The organism is Frigoribacterium sp. CFBP9029 (assembly GCF_034045305.1).
Lineage (GTDB): Bacteria > Actinomycetota > Actinomycetes > Actinomycetales > Microbacteriaceae > Frigoribacterium.
On sequence record NZ_JAXCWB010000001.1, the window covers coordinates 282380 to 302059 of the forward strand.

Sequence of the window (19680 nt, forward strand, 5' to 3'; positions counted from 1 at the left end):
CCGTCGCGCTCGTGCCGAAGCGCAGGCACCTGCTCGATCACGGCGGCTCCCCCGTCGACGGCGATGCTCGTGCCGCCGGTCGTCAGGCCTGAGCGCGCTCGAGCACCAGCTCGCGCACGCGGGCCGCGTCGGCCTGGCCCTTCATGGCCTTCATCACCGCGCCGATGACGGCGCCGGCAGCCTGCACCTTGCCGTCGCGGATCTTCGCGAGGACGTCGGGCTGACCGGCCAGGGCCTCGTCGATCGCCGCGATGAGCGCGCCGTCGTCGGAGACGACCTTGAGCCCGCGCTTCTCGACGACCTCGCCGGGTGCGCCCTCGCCCGCCACGACGCCTTCGAGCACCTGACGCGCGAGGCGATCGGTCAGATCGCCCGACTCGACGAGCGCGATGAGCTCGCTGACGTGCAGTGGGGACACGAGGGTCGACGGTTCGACGCCTCGGGCGTTCGCCAGACGGGCGATCTCGCCCGTCCACCACTTGCGGGCCGCCTGCGGGGAGGCGCCGGCCTGGACGGTCTCGACGAGTTCGGTCAGCATGCCCGAGTTCACGACGTCCTGGAACTCGAGGTCGGCGAAGCCCCATTCGGCCTTCAGCCGGCGACGGAGGGCCACCGGGGCCTCGGGCAGGGCGAGCCGGAGCTCTTCGATCAGCTCGCGGGGAGGCACGACGGGCAGCAGGTCGGGCTCGGGGAAGTAGCGGTAGTCGTCGGCGTCGCTCTTCGGACGACCCGCCGACGTGCGACCGGTGTCTTCGTGCCAGTGGCGGGTCTCCTGGGTGATGGTGCCGCCCGAGGCGAGGATGGCGGCCTGCCGCTGGATCTCGTAGCGCACCGCGCGCTCGACCGAACGGAACGAGTTGACGTTCTTCGTCTCGGTGCGGGTGCCGAGCTTCTCCTGGCCGTGGGGGCGCAGCGAGACGTTCGCGTCGCAGCGCAGGTTGCCGCGCTCCATGCGCGCCTCGCTGACACCGAGCGAGCGCACGATGTCTCGGATGGTCGACACGTACGCGGCGCCGAGCTCGGGGCCCAGCGCGCCCGCGCCGATGATCGGCTTGGTCACGATCTCGACGAGCGGGATGCCGGCGCGGTTGTAGTCGACCAGCGAGTACTCGGCGCCCTGGATGCGCCCGGTCGAACCGCCGACGTGCGTCAGCTTGCCGGCGTCCTCCTCCATGTGGGCCCGCTCGATCGGGATCCGGAAGACGGTGCCGTCGGGCAGCTCGACCTCGACCTCGCCTTCGTAGGCGATCGGCTCGTCGAACTGGCTGACCTGGTAGTTCTTGGGGTTGTCGGGGTAGAAGTAGTTCTTCCGGGCGAAGCGCGAGCTCTCGGCGATCGAGCAGCCCAGGGCGAGCCCGAGGCTGATCGAGTAGCGGACGGCCTGCTCGTTCACGACGGGCAGCGAGCCCGGCAGGCCGAGGTCGACCGGGGTCACATTGGTGTTCGGGGCACCGCCGAAGAAGTTCGGGGCGTCCGAGAACATCTTCGTCTTCGTGGCGAGCTCGACGTGCACCTCGAAGCCGAGCACGACCTCGAACCTCTGCAGCGCCTCGTCGTAGTCCATCAGGTCTGCCTTGGCCATCAGATGACTCCCTCGGTGGCGGCGTGCTGTTCGGTGCTGCTGAGATCGGGTGCCTGCGAGATGAGGGTGCGTCCCCAGCTCTGCTCGAGCAGCTGCTCGAGTGCGGCGCCGTAGGTGTAGAGGCGGGCGTCCTCGCGGGCCGGAGCCATGAACTGCAGCCCGACGGGCAGACCGTCTTCGGCGGCGAGCCCCATCGGGATCGTGATGCCGGGGATTCCTGCGAGGTTCGCCGGGATCGTCGTGATGTCGTTCAGGTACATCGCCAGCGGGTCGTCGATCTTCGAGCCGAGCGGGAACGCCGTGGTCGGAGCGGACGGCGACACGAGCACGTCGACCTCGGCGAACGCCTTCGCGAAGTCGCGCTGCACGAGGGTCCGGACCTTCTGGGCGCTGCCGTAGTAGGCGTCGTAGTACCCCGCGCTCAGCGCGTAGGTGCCGAGGATGATGCGGCGCTTCACCTCGGGGCCGAAGCCGGCCTCGCGGGTCGCGGCCATGACGTCCTCGACGGTGCCGCCGCCCTCGGGCACGACGCGCATGCCGAAGCGGACGGAGTCGAACTTGGCGAGGTTGCTCGAGGCCTCGGCCGGCAGGATGAGGTAGTAGGCGCTGATCGCGTACTCGAAGCTCGGCGCCGAGATCTCGACGATCTCCGCACCCGCCGCCGTGAGCAGATCGAGAGCCTCGGTGAAGCGCGTCTTGACCCCGCCCTGGAACCCCTCGCCGTTCAGCTCCTTGACGACGCCGATGCGGACGCCCTTCAGGGCGCCGCCGGCGAGACCGGCGCGAGCGGCGTCGGTGAACGACGGCCATTCGTCACGGAGCGACGTGGAGTCGCGCGGGTCGTGGCCCTTGATGACGTCGTGCAGCAGGGCGGAGTCGAGCACGGTGCGGCTGACCGGACCGACCTGATCGAGAGAGCTGGCGAGGGCGATGGCGCCGTACCGGCTGACGGAGCCGTAGGTGGGCTTGACGCCCACGGTGCCGGTGACGGCGCCCGGCTGACGGATGGAGCCGCCGGTGTCGCTGCCGAGCGCGAGGGGCGCCTCGAAGGCCGCGACCGCCGCGGCCGAGCCGCCGCCCGAGCCACCGGGGATGCGGTCGAGCGACCACGGGTTGTGCGTCGGGCCGTACGCCGAGAACTCGGTCGACGAGCCCATCGCGAACTCGTCCATGTTCGTCTTGCCGAGCGGCACGAGATCCGCGGCGCGGAGCTTCTTGACGACCGTGGCGTCGTAGGGCGGCACCCAGCCCTCGAGGATGCGGCTGCCCGAGGTCGACGGCATGTCGATGGTGCAGAGGACGTCCTTGACGGCGATCGGCACACCGGCCAGCGGCCCGAGGGGCTCGCCGGCGGCGCGACGGCGGTCGACGTCGGCGGCCGTGGCCAGGGCGGCGTCGCTGACGTGCAGGAAGGCGTGGACGTCGCCGTCGACCGCGGCGATGCGGTCGAGGTGCGCCTGCGTGGCCTCCACGGACGAGACCTCGCCGGAGCCGAGCTTGACGGAGAGGTCGGCCGCGCTGAGGCGGATGAGGCTTGCGGTGTCGGTCATCTCTACTGCTCTTCTCCGAGGATGGCGCTCACTCTGAAGCGCGAGCCGTCGTGGTCGGGGGCGCCGGACAGCGCCTGCTCGGCCGTGAGCGTCTCGCCCACGACATCGGGGCGGAAGACGTTCTCGAGCGGGATGGGGTGGCTCGTCGCGGGGACGTCGTCGGTGGCGACCTCGGCCACCTTCGCGACGTTGTCGACGATCTGCCCGAGCTCTCGGGTCATCGTGTCGATCTCGTCGGCGGTGAGGGCGATTCGGGCGAGACCGGCGAGGTGCTCGACCTGCTCGCGCGTGATGTCAGACATGGTGCTCCGTCACAGGGATCGTGTGGGGGTACTGCGCTTGGGGGTCGCCGTCGATTCTACGGGGAGGCTCCGACCGAGGAGGCGCGGTGCGAGTCGACCCGCGCCTCCTGCGCCTTCTCAGTCGCGGGCGTAGAGATCCTGCGGGCGCACGAGCGTGATGTCGGGGAGCACCGGGCCTCCGGTGCCCGGGGTGCGTTCGTCGGAGTCGACGAGGTCGCCGCGACCGAGTCCGATCAGGGCGATGCTGCGGAGCGACTCGGTGCCGGGGCGCAGGTAGTCGTTGTGCCCGAGCGCCGCGGCGAGGGCCTCTCCGGTCACGCCGTCGAGGCCTCCCCCGGTGTGCAGCATCACCGCGCCGAAGCCCGGCGATCCGGGGTCGGCGCCGAAGACGCCGCTGCCGGCCACCGGGTCGAAGCTGCCCGCCGCCGCGTAGACGTCGCTGCCGTGCACGGCGAGCTGGGTCGACGTCTCGACGACGCTCCCGGGCGAGCCGAGCAGCACGAGCGAGTCGACGACGGTCCGCCCGGACGACAGCGCGAGGGTCGCGGTCGTCGAACCGTACGAGTGCGCGACCACGGTGACCCTCGCGGGGTGCGCCGAGCGTGCGGCGTCGAGCCCGGCGAGCGAGTCCACCAGGTGCCCGGCGCCGACCCGGGCGAGGTCGAGCGAGTACACGTTGGTCAGATCGGGCGTGCGGTAGCCCATCCACGCGACGACGGCGGTCGAGGGGGCGTCGGCGGCCGCCCGTCCGGATGGCAGGCCCGCCCAGCTCGACTGCTCGTCGTAGAGCCCACCGGCCGTGATCGACCAGTCGACGACCTGACCGGTCACCCCGTAGAGCATCCCCGGCACCAGGATGCTGACGTCGTCGGCCGCGTCGAGATCCCCGATCGACACGGCGACCCGACCCGGCATGACCGTGTCGAGCAGGACGAGCTGCCGGTCGGCCGCTCCGCTGGTGCGATCGGCGAGGGCCTCGCCGACGGCGGCGAGCATCGCGGCGCGGGCGACGTCGTCAGGGCCGGCCTCGCCGCTCGCGAGACGGTCGTCCACGGCCGCCACGGCCTCGCTCAGGAAGACCCGGTTCGCTCCGTCGCGCACGCCGTAGGGCACCCCCTCGAGGTTGCCCACGAGACCGGGTGCCAGCGCGATGAGCTCGTTCCGTCGCGACGGGTCGAGGGCTGCCCACCAGTCGCCGACGACGTCGGCTTCGACGTCGGCGGTCACCGCGGCCGACAGTGCGCTGACGTCGTCTCCCGCCGAGTCCAGGTGCGCAGCGAACGACCGCACGGACTCCGAGGAGGCGCGGGTCAGCTCACCGAGGCAACCCGCCCCGTCGACGCCCTCGGTCGTCTCTCCACCGCACGCCAGGGCGACCGCGTCGGCGGACTCCCCCGCCTCGGGTCCCGCCCAGGCCGGAACCCGTGCTGGCACGGTCGCACTCGCGGAGACGAGAGCGGTCTCGACCTCGGCGTGAGCCGTCGACACGGCCTCGGACGGCACGACCGATGTCGCCGGTGCATCGATCGCTCCGAGGAGGTGGATCGATGCGGAAAGGATTGCTGTAGCGAGGAACAGCACGTCGGGTCTTCCCCCTCGAGGCACACCTGTACCCCGAACCCCCTACAGCCCGAAGACGATGTGCGCTCATATCGTAGGGGGAGCCGATGACGCCCCACCAGATGCGCTACGCCTCGATGTCGGTATCGTCCCCCGTTTCGGGCTCGGCCAGCCCCGTCGGGCCCTCCTTAAGGAGGACATGGAACTGCGCTGCGTCGATGATGCGGACGCCGAGAGCCTCCGCCTTCGTCAGCTTCGAACCGGCCCCCGGCCCGGCGGCGACGAAGTCGGTCTTCTTGCTGACGCTGTTGCCCGCCTTGCCGCCGGCGGCGAGGATGGCCTCCTGGGCTCCCTCTCGACTGAACCCCTCGAGACTCCCGGTGGCGACGACCGTCAGCCCGGAGAGCACCCCGCCGGCCGTCTCGGCAGCCCCCGGCCCCGGATGCCCGGGCGTGGCGAACTGCACACCAGCGGCGTCCCACCGGTCGATGATCTCGACGTGCCAGTCGACGGAGAACCAGTCGATCAGGGCGTCGGCGATGATGCCGCCGACGCCGTCGACGGCCGCCAGCTCGTCGCGGTCGGCGGATCGGATGGCGTCGAGCGAGCCGAAGTGGTTCGCGAGAGCTCGTGCGGCCACCGGACCGACGTGGCGGATGCTGAGACCCACGAGGATGCGCCAGAGCGGGCTCGTCTTCGCCTTGTCGAGGTTGCCGAGCATCTCGAGGGCGCTCTTGGACGGGACGGACGTCTCGTCGCCCGAGAACCCGTCGGCGTCGGGGTCGAACGGGCCGTCCCGCTTCGTCCGCCGACGCCGGAACGGCGTCACCAGCTTGGGAGCCCCGTCGGCCTCGAGCTTCTGCATGCCGGTCTCGGAATCGCGGACGACGACCCTCACCGGGAAGATGTCGGCCATCGTGAGGTCGAACAGCCCCGCCTCGGTGCGGAGCGGCGGCTCGGCGGGCTCCACGGGCTGGGTCAGCGCCGCGGCGGCGACCTCGCCGAGCCCCTCGACGTCGAGCGACCCCCGCGACGCGATGTGCTCGACCCGACCGCGCACCTGCGCGGGGCAGCTCTGGGCATTGGGGCAGCGGAGGTCGATGTCGCCCTCTTTGGCGGGTCGGAGCGGTGTGCCGCACTCGGGGCAGTCGGTCGGCATGACGAACTCGCGCTCCGTGCCGTCCCGAAGCTCGATGACCGGCCCCAGCACCTCGGGGATGACGTCGCCGGCCTTGCGCAGCACGACGGTGTCGCCGATCAGCACGCCCTTGGCCTTGACGACCTGCTGGTTGTGCAGTGTCGCCTGCCGCACCTCGCTGCCGGCCACCTCGACCTTCTCCATGACGGCGAACGGCGTCGCCCGACCGGTGCGCCCCACGCTGACGACGATGTCGAGCAGAGTCGTGTTGACCTCTTCGGGCGGGTACTTGAACGCGGTGGCCCACCGTGGCGCACGACTCGTCGAGCCCAGCTCTTCGTGCAGCGCCAGGTCGTCGACCTTGATCACGATGCCGTCGATCTGGTGCTCGACCGACGCGCGCCTCACTCCGTAGTCGTGGATGAACGCCTGCACGTCGGCGACCGTGTCGAACACCCGATGGTGCGTCGAGATGGGCAGACCCCAGCCACCCAGCAGCTCGTAGACCTCCGACTGCGAACGCACCTCGGTGGCGCGTTCGAGGTCGCCGACCGGCCACGCGCCGATGCCGTGCACCAGCATCCGCAGGCGACGGAGGCGGGCGTGCATCAGCTCGCGCTTCTCGGGGCTCTTGCCCTCCTCCTTCTGACGGAGCGACCCGGCGGCCGCGTTGCGGGGATTGGCGAAGACCCGCTCGCCTGCCTCGCGCTGCTGCGCGTTCAACTCGTCGAACTGGCTGACGGGGAAGAAGATCTCGCCGCGCACCTCGACCAGGGGCGGGTGACCCGTGCCCGACAGGCGCTCGGGGATCGAGCCCATCACGAGCACGTTGCCCGTGACGTCCTCGCCGACGACGCCGTCGCCGCGGGTGGCGGCGGTGACGAGCACGCCGTTCTCGTAGCGGAGGTTGATGGCGAGACCGTCGATCTTCAGCTCGGTCAGGAACCGGACGCGCTCGGACCCCGAGTCGCGCTGCACCTTCGCGGCCCACTCGGCCAGCTCGTCGTCGCTGAAGACGTTGTCGAGGCTGAGCATGCGCTCGGCGTGCTCGACCGGGGCGAACTGCGTGGTCTCGGCCCGGCCGCCGACGGTCTGCGTGGGGCTGTCGTCTTTCTGGAGCTCGGGGTGCGCCCGCTCGATCGCGTCGAGCCTCCGCACCAGGGCGTCGTACTCGGAGTCCGACACCGTCGAAGCGTTCGACTCGTAGTACTGGTCGCGGAGATCGAGGATCCGTGCGGTGAGGCCCTCGGCCTCGTCACGTGCCTCGGCGAGGTCGGCGGGAACGGCGTCACTGTCGCTCATGGCCGGCTGCTCAGGCGACGACGGCCGGGACCGGCACGGCGCTGACCGTGCGGTCGATGGTGCACTGGCCGAGCACCCGGGTGCCGACGTAGACGACGGCGGTCTGCCCGGGGGCGACTCCGTTGAGGGGTTCGCGAGGTGTGATCACGAGTTCAGTCTTACCCTCGACCACCGACACCCGCGCGACTGCGGGCACGGGGTCGGCGTGCGCGCGGATCTGCACATCGCAGTCGAACGCGGTGGTCGGGTCGACCGGCGGCAGACCGGCCCAGGTGAACGAGCCGCCTGCGATCTCCGCGATGTCGAGGGCCTCCTTCGGCCCGACCACGACGGTGTTGTCGACCGGACGCACCTCGAGCACGAACCGGGGCTTGCCGTCGTCCGCCGGGAACCCGATGTTGAGCCCCTTGCGCTGACCGACGGTGAAGGCGTGCGCGCCCTCGTGGCTGCCGATGACGGAACCGCTGCGGTCGAGGATCTCGCCCGTCTCGGCCCCGACCCGGTCGGCCAGCCAGCCGCGGGTGTCGCCGTCGGGGATGAAGCAGATGTCGTGGCTGTCGGGCTTCGTGGCGACGCTGAAGCCGCGCTCGGCGGCCTCGGCGCGCACCTCGGCCTTCGACGGCGTCGCCCCGAGCGGGAACATCGAGTGCGCCAGCTGCTCGGTCGTCAGCACCCCGAGCACGTACGACTGGTCTTTGGCCCACGCGGAGGCGCGGTGCAGCTCGCGATTGCCCTGGTCGTCGGTGAGGATGGTCGCGTAGTGCCCCGTGCAGACCGCGTCGAAGCCGAGGGCGAGCGCCTTCTCGAGCAGGGCGGCGAACTTGATGCGCTCGTTGCAGCGCATGCAGGGGTTCGGGGTGCGGCCCGCCGTGTACTCGGCGACGAAGTCGTCGACGACGTCGAGCTTGAACCGCTCGCTGAAGTCCCAGACGTAGTAGGGGATACCGATCTTGTTGGCCGCCCGCTGCGCGTCCATGCTGTCTTCGATGGTGCAGCAGCCGCGGCTGCCCGTCCGCAGGGTGCCCGGCATCCGGCTGAGCGCCAGGTGGACCCCCACGACGTCGTGACCGGCCTCGACGGCCCTCGCTGCGGCGACCGCCGAGTCGACGCCGCCACTCATCGCTGCAAGAACCTTCATCCGACAAGTGTACGCAGCGGACGGGCCCGCGCCGGGGCGGAGCTAGTCTGGCCGACGACATGACCGACTCCGCGCCCGACTTCAGCATGCGGTCGGTGGCTCTGGCCGCCTTCCTCCCCGCGGCCCTGTTCGCGATCGGCGAGGGCGCCATCATCCCGATCATCCCCGTCGTCGCGAGCGGACTCGGCGCCTCCCTGCCGTTCGCCGCGTTCGTCGCGGCGCTCATCCTCGTGGGCGAGCTGATCGGCGACATCCCGAGCGGCTGGCTGGTCTCGCGGGTCGGCGAGCGCAGCAGCATGATCGGCGCCTCCCTGGTCAGCATCGGCGGGCTGGTGACCTGCCTCCTCGCCCCGAACGAGGTCGTCCTGGCGATCGGCGTGCTGGTGATCGGTCTGGCGACCGCGGTGTTCGCCCTGGCTCGGCACGCGTTCATGACGAGCTTCGTGCCCGTAGCCATCCGCGCCCGCGCCCTGTCGAGCCTCGGCGGCGTCTTCCGGCTGGGCTACTTCGTGGGGCCGTTCCTCTCGGCGGGGGTGATCGAGCTCACCGGCAGCGTGCAGTCCGCGTTCGTGGTGCACATCGTCGGCTGCCTCGGCGCGGCCGTGTCGCTGCTCGTCCTGCGCGATCCGGCGGCCTCGTTCGGCGAGCGCCCCGCCGCGCGTCGGGCCTCCGACGAGCCCGATCTCGTCGCCCTGGAGCGCCAGGGGCTCTTCGCGACGCTCTGGCGACACCGCGGGGTGCTGGTCAAGCTCGGCAGCGGTGCGGCGCTGATCGGGGCCATGCGCTCCGGCAGGCAGGTGATGCTCCCCCTGTGGGCCGTCAGCATCGGACTCGGGGCGTCCGAGACGGCGATCATCATCGGCGTCGCGGGCGCGGTGGACTTCGCGCTCTTCTACACGAGCGGTCAGATCATGGACCGTTTCGGCCGCCTCTGGAGCGCCGTGCCCTGCATGGTGGGCCTGGGGGTCTCCTACCTGGCCCTCTCGCTGACCCACGACCTCGACGCCCGGGTGGGGTGGTTCGTCGCCGTCGCGGTCTTCATGTCGCTCGCCAACGGGGTGGGCAGCGGCATCCTCATGACCCTGGGTGCCGATCTCGCCGACGAGCGCGACCCCGCGCCGTTCCTCGGCGCCTGGCGCTTCACGGGCGACGCGGGCAGCGCCGGTGCGCCCCTGCTGATCTCGGCCGTGACGGCCCTCGTCTCGATCTCGGTGGCCAGCGGCGTGATGGGCGTGCTCGGGCTGATCGGCGCGGCGATCCTGGTGCGCTACGTGCCCCGGTACTCGCCGCACGTGCCCCGGTCGCAGCGGTAGCGCCTCCTGCCCGTCCGGTGCCGGCAGGCGATCGCGTTCCCGTCGAGCGGCTCGCTACACTGACCCTGCCGCGGGAGTGGTGGAATTGGCAGACACGCAGGATTTAGGTTCCTGTGCTTTCGAGCGTGAGGGTTCAAGTCCCTTCTCCCGCACTCGACCCGACCGGAGAACAACCCGATGCTGCCCCTCGTCTCCATCCCCTGGCTCGACCCCGAGTACCTCCTCTCGGCGTTCGGCCCGTGGGCCGTGCTCGGCGTCTGCGTCCTGGTCTTCGCCGAGACCGGACTGCTCATCGGGTTCCTGTTCCCGGGCGACACCCTGCTGATCATCACGGGCATCCTGGCGGCCACGAACCCGGGCGCCCTCGGCATGCCGATCTGGCTGATCGCCGTCTTCATCAGCATCGCCGCCTTCGCAGGGGGCGAGCTCGGCTATCTGATCGGACACAAGGTCGGGCCCCGCATCTTCGAGCGGAAGGAGAGCGGTCTCTTCAGCGTCGCGAACGTGAACCGCACGAACGCCTTCTTCGAGCGGTTCGGCCCGATGGCCGTCATCATCGCGCGGTTCGTGCCGGTCGTCCGCACCTTCGCGCCGATCATGGCGGGCGTCGGCCACATGAGCTATCGCCGCTACTCGCTCTTCAACGCGATCGGGGCGGTCGTCTGGGGAATGGGCATCACCCTGCTGGGCTTCGGCATCGGGCACATCCCCCCGATCGCGGACTTCGTCAGCTCGTACATCGATCTGATCCTGCTCGGCGCGGTGCTGGCCACCGTCGTCCCGATCGCGATCCACTACCTCCACGGCGTGCACCAGGCCAAGAAGACCGGGCCGACCGGCGGATCCGACGACGTCGACCTGTCCGGCGCGTCCGAGGTCTCGGGCACGCCTCACCAGGGCTGACGCCGAGGAGGCGCGGGTCGACTCAGTCCGCCAGCGCCGCCACGTAGGGCGCGATCGCCCGGAACGCCCTCGCGCGGTGACTGACCGCGTTCTTCTCGTCGGTCGTCAGCTCGGCCGCGCTCCGGGTCTCGCCGTCGGGGCGGAAGACCGGATCGTAGCCGTGTCCGTTCGAGCCGACCCGCGCCTCCAGCAGGGTCCCCCGCCACTCCCCCGACTCGACGTGCTCGGACGCCTCCTCGCCGGGTACGACGAGCGCGGCCGCGCACGAGAACCAGACGGAGCGGTCGTCGTGGGCCGAGACCTCGCGGAGAAGCTTGTCGATGTTGTCGTCGGCGTCTCGGGTGCCGGCGTAGCGCGCCGAGTGGATTCCCGGTGCGCCGTCGAGGGCGGCGGCCGAGATGCCGCTGTCGTCGGCGAGCGCGGGGAGCCCGGTGTGCTCGGCGGCCGCCCGCGCCTTGATCAGCGCGTTGGCCACGAAGCTGTCGCCGTCTTCGACGGGCTCCGGTCCGTCGTAGGCGACCAGTTCGACGCCCGGCGCCGTCTCGGCCAGAAGCAGTCGGAGCTCGGCCACCTTGCCCTGGTTGTGCGTGGCGATGACGACCTTCGTCACTTGCCGAGCACCTCGAGCTGGATGCGCGTGAGATCGGCGGCGCCCGCGACGGCGAGGTCGAGCAGCTCGCCCAGCTCGCGACGGTCGAAGGGCGCGCCCTCGGCCGTGCCCTGCACCTCGACGAAGAGACCGCTGCCCGTGACCACGACGTTCATGTCGGTCTCGGCGCGGACGTCCTCGACGTAGGCGAGATCGAGCATCGGCTCGCCGTCGATGATGCCGACGGACACGGCCGAGACGCTGTCGGTCAGGGGCGAGGCCTTCTGCGCGATGAACTTCTTCTCGCGACCCCATTCGATGGCCTGCGCGAGAGCCACGTAGGCGCCCGTGATCGCCGCGGTGCGGGTGCCGCCGTCGGCCTGCAGCACGTCGCAGTCGAGCACGATCGTGTTCTCGCCGAGAGCCTTCGTGTCGACGACCGCACGCAGGCTGCGACCGATCAGACGGGAGATCTCGTGGGTGCGACCGCCGATCTTGCCCTTGACGCTCTCGCGGTCGTTGCGCGAGTTGGTGGCCCGCGGCAGCATCGAGTACTCGGCGGTCACCCAGCCCTTGCCCTTGCCCGTGAGCCACCGGGGGACGCCGTTCGTGAACGACGCGGTGCAGAGCACCTTGGTGTCGCCGAACGAGACCAGCGCACTGCCCTCGGCCTGCGAGCTCCAGCCCTTCTCGATGGTGACGGCGCGGAGGTCGTCGACCCGTCGACCGTCGGCGCGGACGGTCGTGCTGGTGCTGGTGCTGGTGCTGGTGGTCGTGTCGTCGCTCATGCTGTTCTCCTCGGGCCGGTGCTCGGCCCCTGCTCGGTCGTGCGGGAAGGTCGTGGGGGGAGGTCGATCGCGCCGGTCTCGAGATGGCCGACCCGGGATATCTCGGGCCCCAGGAAGCGCTTGGCGAGACGGAGGAACGACCCCTGGTCGTCGCCGGTCGCCTCGAACTCGTAGCGGGGCACGCTGCCCGCCGGGGCCTCGAGGTCGTGGTCGACGAGGGTGCGGTAGACGTCGGCGGCCGTCTCGTCGGCGCTCGAGACCAGATGGACGTCAGGCCCCATCACGTACTGGATGGCCGCGGACATCAGGGGGTAGTGGGTGCAGCCGAGCACGAGGGTGTCGACCCGGGCGTCGCGGAGCGGGGCGAGGTACTGCTCGGCGACGGCCCGCAGCTCGGCGCTCGACGTGTCGCCCGCCTCGACGAACTCGACGAACCGGGGGCACGCCCGGGTGAAGAGCTCGAGGTCGGCCGCCGCCGCGAAGGCGTCCTCGTAAGCGCGCGAGTTGATGGTCCCCTCGGTGCCGATCACGCCGATGCGTCTCGCCCTGGTCTGCTTGACCGCCGACCGGACGGCGGGCTGGATGACCTCGACGACCGGGATGCCCCGGCCGATCGTGTAGCGCTCGCGAGCGTCTCGGAGGACGGCTGCCGACGCGGTGTTGCACGCGATGACCAGCAGCTTGACGCCCTGCTCGACGAGGTCGTCCATGACGGCGAGGGCGTACTCGCGCACCGTCGCGATCGGCTTCGGCCCGTAGGGCGAGTGGACGGTGTCGCCGACGTAGAGGATGGACTCGCGGGGCAGCTGGTCGATGATGGCCCGGGACACCGTCAGCCCCCCGACCCCGCTGTCGAAGACTCCGATGGGTGCGTCCGTCACGGTCGCCCAGCCTACCCGGCTCGTGCGGTCCGCCCGGCTCGCGCGGCCTAGGCTGAGTCCGTGACCAGTGCACTGCTGACCGACCGGTACGAGCTGACGATGGTCGAGGCCGCGCTCCGCGCCGGCACCGCCCACCGCGACAGCGTCTTCGAGGTGTTCGCCCGTCGCCTCCCCGAGGGGCGCCGCTACGGCGTCGTGGCCGGGACGGGCAGGTTCCTCGACGAGCTGACCCGCTTCCGATTCGGCGACGCCGAGCTGTCCTGGCTCCGCGACGAGCGCATCGTCGACGGCGCCACGATCGACTGGCTCGCCGACTACCGGTTCTCGGGCGACGTGCACGGCTACGCCGAGGGCGAGGTCTATCTGCCCGGCTCGCCGATCCTGGTGGTCGAATCGACCTTCGCCGAGGGGGTCCTGCTCGAGACGCTCGCGCTCAGCGTCTTCAACTACGACTCGGCGGTGGCCGGCGCCGCAGCGCGGATGGTGGCCGCAGCCGACGGTCGCCCCCTCGCCGAGATGGGCTCGCGACGCACCGGCGAGCGGAGCGCCGTGGCCGCCGCCCGAGCCGCCTACATCGCGGGCTTCGACGCCACGAGCAACCTCGAGGCCGGTCGCACCTGGGGCGTCCCCACCATGGGGACGGCCGCGCACGCCTTCACCCTGCTGCACGACAGCGAGGAGGAGGCCTTCCGAGCGCAGGTCGCCACCCTCGGCTCGGGCACGACTCTGCTCGTCGACACCTACGACATCGAGAAGGCGGTCCGCACGGCCGTCGAGGTCGCGGGCACGGGCCTCGGCGCCGTGCGCATCGACAGCGGCGACCTGCCCTCGCTCGTGGCGCAGGTGCGTCGTCAGCTCGACGGCCTCGGGGCCACCGGCACCCGCATCACGGTCACCAACGACCTCGACGAGTACACGATCGCCGCCCTGCGAGCCGCGCCCGTCGACAGCTACGGAGTCGGCACGTCGGTGGTCTCCGGGTCCGGGCATCCGGCCGCGGGGATGGTCTACAAGCTCGTCGCCCGCCGGGGCGGCGACGGCGCGTGGCTCTCCGTCGCGAAGAAGTCGGCGGACAAGGCGAGCGTCGGCGGCCGAAAGGCTCCCGTGCGGGTGCTGTCCGGCGGCGTCGCCACCACCGAGCTCGTCCGCGTGGGCGACCACGAGACCGCCGACGGTGAACGCGCCCTGCTCGTCCCGCTGGTCACGGGCGGCGTCGTCGACGAGCGCTTCATGGGGCACGCCGGTGTCCAGCGAGCACGCGAGCACAGGCGCACCGCGGTCGCCGAGCTGCCTGCCGGCGCATTCCGCCTCGGTCGCGGCGAACCCGTCATCCCGACCGTCTACGCCTGATCGGGCGAGGGGTGCCCGGGCGCCACGATCAGGTGGTGCGCGGTTCTACTCTTTCGTCATCTTCTCGTAGATGTCGCGGCACGTCGGGCAGACCGGGAACTTCTCCGGGTCGCGACCCGGGGTCCACTTCTTGCCGCAGAGCGCCTTGACGGGCTTGCCGCTCAAGGCGGACTCCATGATCTTGTCCTTCTTGACGTAGTGCGAGAAGCGCTCGTGATCGCCCGGGTCGATGTTCTCCTCGTTGAGGAGCTTCTCGAGTTCGCGATCGAGGACGTCGAGGCCACCGCCGGTTTCCGTGTTGCTCATGCCGACCATGGTACGACGCCGGGCCGCACCCGCGTCGAGGGGCTGCCCCTCGGATCGCGCCGTCAGCTGCGGAGAGCGGAGGCCAGCAGCTCGGGCGCGCGCCTCGTGAACACGCGGGAGCCGACGACGACCCCGACGATCAGCACGACCAGACCCACCGCGATACCGGACACCATCGACCACGGACCCGCCGACGTGTCGCCGCCGAAGAGGTCGAGGGCCGCGAAGCAGAGCGCGGGGACGGCCGAGACGAGCGCCCCGCCGATCATCAGCGTCTGGGAGAGCACCGACGACGAGCCGCTCGACTGGGGCTGCTGGAACGGATCGTCGTGCGGACGCACGGTCGCGTAGGGCATGGCCGCCGACATGACGCTGGAGAGGCCGAGTCCGCTGAGCAGCAGGGCGGACCCGATCCCGATCTCCGACCAGAGGGCGCGCCAGTCGCCGAAGGCCCAGACCGCGACGGCGGAGCCGATGACGACGAGAGGGATGCCGATGAGGAGGGGCGGCGCGAGTCGACCGATCCGGTCGGACGACCCCTTCGTGTCGGCGGCCACGTGCAGCCACAGCGCCGTGCTGTCGTAGGCGACGTCGTTGTGCGGCAGGAACCCGACGATCAGGCACATCAGCGGCACCGGGACGAGCGCCAGCCAGTTCCAGCTCACGCCCGCGATGCCCAGCGGGATCACGAGCAGAGGGATGATCGGGATGACGACGAGGGACATCCGGTAACGCGCGTCGCGCATCCAGTACGTCAGGCTCCGGGCGGCCACCGCGCCGATCGGCGTGGCCGGCACGAACTCGAACCATCCGAGACCGCTCGTGTCGTCGTCGAGCTCGGGTTCGGGCCGATCGACGAACGCTCGGGCGACGAGCGCGCGCCAGGCCCACCAGAGCCCCACCAGCGAGGCCGCCGCGATGAGCGCATCGAGCACGACCCGTGCCGTGTCGCCCTCGGCGGCGTGCCCGGGCAGCGCGAGGGCCGCTCCGAACGGCGTCCAGGCGAGGATCCCGGCCAGCACGCCGGTGGGCGCGGAGCCCGTCCAGGAGGCGCGGACCAGATCGACGATCAACGGCACGACGAGCAGAGCCACGAGGACTCCCCCGCCCAGGAGGAACTGCCGCGACCGGCGCGAGGTGAGCACGACGGTGTTGAGAGTGGACGAGACCAGCGATAGCAGGAAGGCCGTCGCACCCGCGGCGACGGCGGCCACCACGGCGACGGACGCCGACGCCCCGGTGCCCTCCCAGGCACGGACGTACCCGGGCGACAGCACGACGAGCGCGAAGGCGGGGAGCCCGATGAGGGCACCGAGTGCCAGCCCTGCGGCGGCGGCCGGCTCAGGCGTGCCGACGAGGGCGAGCCGGCGCGGATCGGCCCAGGGCGGGCGCACCCGTGCGAACGGCACGACGAAGTAGCCGAGCAGGAGCAGCGAGCCCCCACCGACGACGAGGGCCTGGACGTCGTCGAGCGACGAACCGCGGAGCCCGCCGGCCAGAGCCGAGAGCGCGGAGGACGAGAGGAGGACGACGAGGACCGAGACGACGGCGGCGAGCAGCGCACGCGGACCGAAGCGCACCGTGTTGGCGATCGTCTGGAGCCTCAGTCGGAGAAGCTCTGCAACCATTCCATGCCCTCCGTGACGGCCCGACCGCCGGCCAGTTCGACGAACGTCTGCTCGAGTGAGCGCCCGGCACGGACCTCGTCGACCGTCCCGCTGGCCAGCACGTGACCGTCGACGATGACGGCGACGCTGTCGCAGATGCGCTCGACGAGATCCATGCTGTGGCTCGACAGGACGACGGTGCCCCCGCCCGCCACGTAGCGCTGCAGCACGTCGGTCACGGTCTGCGCCGACACCGGGTCGACCGACTCGAAGGGCTCGTCCAGGACGAGCACCCGCGGCGAATGGATGATGGCGGCCGCGATGGCGAGCTTCTTCGTCATGCCGACCGAGTAGTCGCTGACGAGCCGCCCGAGTGCGTCCTGCAGGCCGAAGGCCGTTGCGAGGTCCGATGTGCGCTTGCGCGCCGTCGATCCGTCGAGCCCCCGCAGAGTCGCCGAGTAGTAGAGGAGCTGAGCCCCCGTCAGACGGTCGAAGAGTCGGAGCCTGTCGGGCAGCACGCCGAGGGCGCGCTTCGCTGCGGCCGGATCGGACCAGACGTCGCTGCCGAGCACGCTGACGCTGCCCTCGTCGGGGCGCAGCAGACCGGTGACGATCGACAGGGTCGTGGTCTTGCCGGCCCCGTTCGGGCCGACGATGCCGTAGAACGAACCCGCTCTCACCTCGAGATCGATGCCGTCGACGGCGGTCGTGGCGCCGTAGCGCTTCACGAGACCCGAGATGGACAGGACGACCGGCGCCTCGACGGCCTCCGAGGAGGCGCGGGTCGCCTCGTCGACGACGGGAGCCTCCTGCGCATCGGTCCCGTCGACGGCGACGACCTTCTCGACGTCGGACTCGGAACCGGTCGCCTCGTCGCGGGTGCCGACGACGGGCTCGGGCCCGGTCGCCTCGTCTCGAGTGCCGACGACTGCGTCGGCGTCAGCCCGCACCGCGGTCGTCTCGTCGTCCTCGGAGGCCTCCACGGTCTCGTCGGACTCGACGGCCTCCACGGTGTCCGTGGCCTCCACGGTGTCCGTGGCCTCCACGGTGTCCGTGGCCTCGTCGGTGACGGTGTCCTGGTCGGTGTCGGTGGCCTGGTCGGCCTGCAGGGTCTCGTCCGTCTCGGCGACGAGCTCAGCCTCATCGCCGGCGACGTCGTCGTCCGCGACGGTGGTCGCGTCCTCCTGCGCCTGAACGGCTGCAGCCTCGCGTGCGGCGAGCTCCTCGGCGGCCGCGCGGGCGGCCGCCTCGGCGGCCCGTGCGCGGGCGTTCGCGGCCCGGGTCGCGGCCGCCTTCTTCGCGGCGGCGGAGCGATCGGCCGCAGAGCGCGGCGTGGCGGGGCGACGCGGAGCACGACCACCTGATCGGACGGTCGGCGTCGGCGCCACCGCTTCGTCGCCCCCGCGGCCGGTCTCGATGCCGTCGCCGTCCATGTCGTCCCCCTGAATCGCAGTCCCCGTCGTGGTGTCCGTCCGGCCGTCGTCCGAGTCGCCCGAACGGGGCGAGTCGTCGGCGCGCTCGTCGCCCTGTTCGTCGTCCGTCGTCACAGCCATCGGTCAACCGTACCAACGCGCGTGGACCGGCACGGCCTACCGGGGCGCATCACGAATGGGAAACGAAGAGGGTGCGGACACTACCGCCAGAAGCGCCCCCCGCGATAGACTCCCCAGGCACAACGACGTGTCCAGATCGAGACCCCGCGGTGAACACCGCTCCAACACGAGACGGACCCGAGCCAGAGACGGCCGGGATCCTCCGCCGGGTCACCCAGAGAGTCGGCTCGCCCGACCTCGCCCCTGTGAGGAGACAAGACGTGAGCAGAACCGACTCGACAGCACCCCAGCAGGTCGTCATCCTGGCCGCCGGCCTCGGAAGCCGCCTCGGCCGTTCGCTGCCCAAGGCGCTCACCGAACTCAACGACGGCCGCACCATCATGCGTCAGCAGTTCGACAACATCCACGAGGCCTTCGGCCCCGAAGCACGGATCACCGTCGTCGTCGGCTACAAGTTCGAGCACATCGTCGAGGCGTTCCCCTCGGCCGCGTTCGTCTACAACGAGCAGTACGACCAGACCAACACGTCCAAGAGCCTGCTGCGCGCCCTCCGGGCCAGCGCCTCCGGCGGTGTCCTCTGGATGAACGGCGACGTCGTCTTCGACCCCGAGGCGCTCCGCCGCGCCGCACGCCAGGTCCGCGCCGATCAGTCGTTCGTCACCGTCAACACCTCGAAGGTCTCCGACGAGGAGGTCAAGTACACGACCGACGCCGAGGGCTTCATCGCCCAGCTCTCCAAGCAGGTCGTCGGCGGTCTCGGCGAGGCAGTCGGGATCAACTACGTCTCCCGCGGCGACAAGGCCGTCCTGATGCGTCAGCTGAACAAGGTCGACAACCAGGACTACTTCGAGCGTGGCATCGAACTGGCGATCGAGCAGGACGGGCTACTCTTTGAGCCCGTGGACATCTCCGACCTCTACGCCGTCGAGGTCGACTTCGCCGAAGACCTGGAGCGCGCGAACCTCTTCGTCTGATCGACGCAGGTCTGAGGTCGGTGTCCTGATCGACGAAGGACACCCGTGAGCCAAGCCATGATCGAACGTCCGCCGCGCAGCGCCTTCACGCGGTACCGGCAGACGTTGTGGCTCTTGACCACCCGCGACCTCCGTGTCCGCTACTCCACCTCGGCTCTCGGTTACATCTGGTCGATCCTCGATCCGCTGGTCATGGCCGGCATCTACTTCTTCGTCTTCACGGTCGTCTTCGAGCGCGACGTCGGAGAAGACCCCTACATCGTCTTCCTGCTCAGCGGACTCCTGGCCTGGATGTGGTTCAACGGAGCGGTCTCCGACAGCACGAGGGCGTTCATCCGCGAGTCCAAGCTCGTCCGATCGACCAAGATCCCTCGCACCATCTGGGTGAACAGGCTCGTCGCCTCCAAGGGCATCGAGTTCCTCCTGAGCCTGCCGGTCCTCGCGCTGTTCGCCATCGTGGCCAAGGCCGAGCTGCACTGGCAGGTGGTCTACTTCCCCCTGGCCATCGTGATGCAGGCGATCCTGGTCACCGGTGTCGGCCTCATCGTCGCCCCGCTCGTGGTCTTCTTCCGCGATCTCGAGAGGGCCACGAAACTCGCACTCCGGTTCCTCTTCTACGCCTCGCCGATCATCTACGGGACTCAGAACCTCCCCGAGAGCCTCCACCTCCTCGCGGCCTTCAACCCGCTGAGCGGCATATTCGGCTTGTACCGCGCGGCGTTCTTCCCCGACCAGCTGGACCTGCTCGAGGTGCTCGTCGGGGCCGGCATGAGCATCCTCATCCTCGGCATCGGCCTGGTCGTCTTCCGGGCGAGCGAGCGCGCAGTCCTGAAGGAGATCTGAC

17 protein-coding genes and 1 tRNA gene are annotated in these 19680 nt (G+C 70.8%); 6 read left to right on the forward strand and 12 right to left on the reverse strand.

The window, feature by feature from the left end; translation table 11 throughout:
- Positions 1-82 precede the first annotated feature (82 nt).
- The 6 genes from gatB to mnmA all read right to left on the reverse strand — a co-directional run bounded on the left by gatB (position 83) and on the right by mnmA (position 8572).
- On the reverse strand, positions 83-1582 hold the full coding sequence (gatB, locus tag SOM11_RS01335) for an Asp-tRNA(Asn)/Glu-tRNA(Gln) amidotransferase subunit GatB (RefSeq protein ID WP_192059847.1): 1500 nt from the start codon (positions 1580-1582) through the stop codon (positions 83-85).
- Positions 1582-3132 carry an Asp-tRNA(Asn)/Glu-tRNA(Gln) amidotransferase subunit GatA gene (gatA, locus tag SOM11_RS01340; RefSeq protein ID WP_192059845.1) on the reverse strand — a complete coding sequence of 517 codons (1551 nt, stop codon included), beginning with the start codon at positions 3130-3132 and terminating at the stop codon, positions 1582-1584. Before gatA ends, gatB begins: the two co-directional genes overlap by 1 nt.
- Positions 3133-3134: 2 nt before the next feature.
- Positions 3135-3434, reverse strand: coding sequence for an Asp-tRNA(Asn)/Glu-tRNA(Gln) amidotransferase subunit GatC (gene gatC, locus SOM11_RS01345; protein WP_055794582.1), 300 nt, complete (start codon positions 3432-3434; stop codon positions 3135-3137).
- A 117-nt stretch (positions 3435-3551) separates the two neighbouring features.
- Positions 3552-4937 carry an alpha/beta hydrolase gene (locus SOM11_RS01350; RefSeq protein ID WP_320476976.1) on the reverse strand — a complete coding sequence of 462 codons (1386 nt, stop codon included), beginning with the start codon at positions 4935-4937 and terminating at the stop codon, positions 3552-3554.
- A 184-nt stretch (positions 4938-5121) separates the two neighbouring features.
- On the reverse strand, positions 5122-7434 hold the full coding sequence (gene ligA / locus SOM11_RS01355; protein ID WP_320476977.1) for an NAD-dependent DNA ligase LigA: 2313 nt from the start codon (positions 7432-7434) through the stop codon (positions 5122-5124).
- Positions 7435-7444: 10 nt separating this feature from the next.
- Positions 7445-8572 carry a tRNA 2-thiouridine(34) synthase MnmA gene (mnmA, locus tag SOM11_RS01360; protein ID WP_320476978.1) on the reverse strand — a complete coding sequence of 376 codons (1128 nt, stop codon included), beginning with the start codon at positions 8570-8572 and terminating at the stop codon, positions 7445-7447.
- A gap of 59 nt (positions 8573-8631) precedes the next feature.
- On the opposite strand from mnmA, the gene SOM11_RS01365 reads away from it, so the two are divergent.
- From SOM11_RS01365 to SOM11_RS01375, 3 genes are all read left to right on the forward strand, one after another.
- Complete coding sequence (locus tag SOM11_RS01365; RefSeq protein WP_243215225.1) at positions 8632-9885, forward strand: MFS transporter; 1254 nt, start codon at positions 8632-8634, stop codon at positions 9883-9885.
- Between the two features lie 70 nt (positions 9886-9955).
- Positions 9956-10037: transfer RNA gene (locus SOM11_RS01370), tRNA-Leu, on the forward strand.
- A 25-nt stretch (positions 10038-10062) separates the two neighbouring features.
- Entirely contained in the window at positions 10063-10788 is a 726-nt protein-coding gene (locus SOM11_RS01375) for a DedA family protein (RefSeq protein WP_192059834.1), read from the forward strand.
- Positions 10789-10810: 22 nt separating this feature from the next.
- Here the strand turns inward: SOM11_RS01375 and rdgB are convergent, their stop codons facing one another.
- Genes rdgB through murI form a run of 3 tightly spaced genes read right to left on the reverse strand, consistent with a single transcriptional unit; the run spans position 10811 to position 13046 of the window.
- Complete coding sequence (gene rdgB, locus SOM11_RS01380; RefSeq protein ID WP_192059832.1) at positions 10811-11398, reverse strand: RdgB/HAM1 family non-canonical purine NTP pyrophosphatase; 588 nt, start codon at positions 11396-11398, stop codon at positions 10811-10813.
- Positions 11395-12165, reverse strand: a complete 771-nt coding sequence (gene rph, locus SOM11_RS01385; protein ID WP_320476979.1) for a ribonuclease PH — start codon at positions 12163-12165, stop codon at positions 11395-11397. Before rph ends, rdgB begins: the two co-directional genes overlap by 4 nt.
- Positions 12162-13046, reverse strand: coding sequence for a glutamate racemase (murI, locus tag SOM11_RS01390; protein ID WP_192059828.1), 885 nt, complete (start codon positions 13044-13046; stop codon positions 12162-12164). The genes rph and murI overlap by 4 nt, the downstream gene beginning before the upstream one ends.
- Positions 13047-13106: 60 nt before the next feature.
- Between murI and SOM11_RS01395 the strand changes: the two genes are divergently transcribed.
- A complete protein-coding gene (locus tag SOM11_RS01395) occupies positions 13107-14396 on the forward strand; it encodes a nicotinate phosphoribosyltransferase (RefSeq protein ID WP_192059826.1) in 1290 nt (429 codons plus the stop codon).
- A 45-nt stretch (positions 14397-14441) separates the two neighbouring features.
- Here SOM11_RS01395 and SOM11_RS01400 read toward each other — a convergent pair whose 3' ends face one another.
- The 3 genes from SOM11_RS01400 to SOM11_RS01410 all read right to left on the reverse strand — a co-directional run bounded on the left by SOM11_RS01400 (position 14442) and on the right by SOM11_RS01410 (position 17862).
- A complete protein-coding gene (locus tag SOM11_RS01400; RefSeq protein WP_192059824.1) occupies positions 14442-14702 on the reverse strand; it encodes a DUF3039 domain-containing protein in 261 nt (86 codons plus the stop codon).
- A 62-nt stretch (positions 14703-14764) separates the two neighbouring features.
- Positions 14765-16330: an ABC transporter permease gene (locus tag SOM11_RS01405; RefSeq protein WP_320476980.1), complete on the reverse strand. Its 1566-nt coding sequence runs from the start codon at positions 16328-16330 to the stop codon at positions 14765-14767.
- Entirely contained in the window at positions 16306-17862 is a 1557-nt protein-coding gene (locus SOM11_RS01410) for an ABC transporter ATP-binding protein (protein ID WP_320476981.1), read from the reverse strand. The genes SOM11_RS01405 and SOM11_RS01410 overlap by 25 nt, the downstream gene beginning before the upstream one ends.
- A 260-nt stretch (positions 17863-18122) precedes the next feature.
- Between SOM11_RS01410 and SOM11_RS01415 the strand changes: the two genes are divergently transcribed.
- The gene (locus SOM11_RS01415) at positions 18123-18836 is read left to right on the forward strand and encodes an NTP transferase domain-containing protein (protein ID WP_243214506.1); all 714 of its coding nucleotides are present in this window, start codon (positions 18123-18125) and stop codon (positions 18834-18836) included.
- Positions 18837-18893: 57 nt separating this feature from the next.
- A complete protein-coding gene (locus SOM11_RS01420; RefSeq protein WP_192060190.1) occupies positions 18894-19679 on the forward strand; it encodes an ABC transporter permease in 786 nt (261 codons plus the stop codon).
- Position 19680 lies beyond the last annotated feature (1 nt).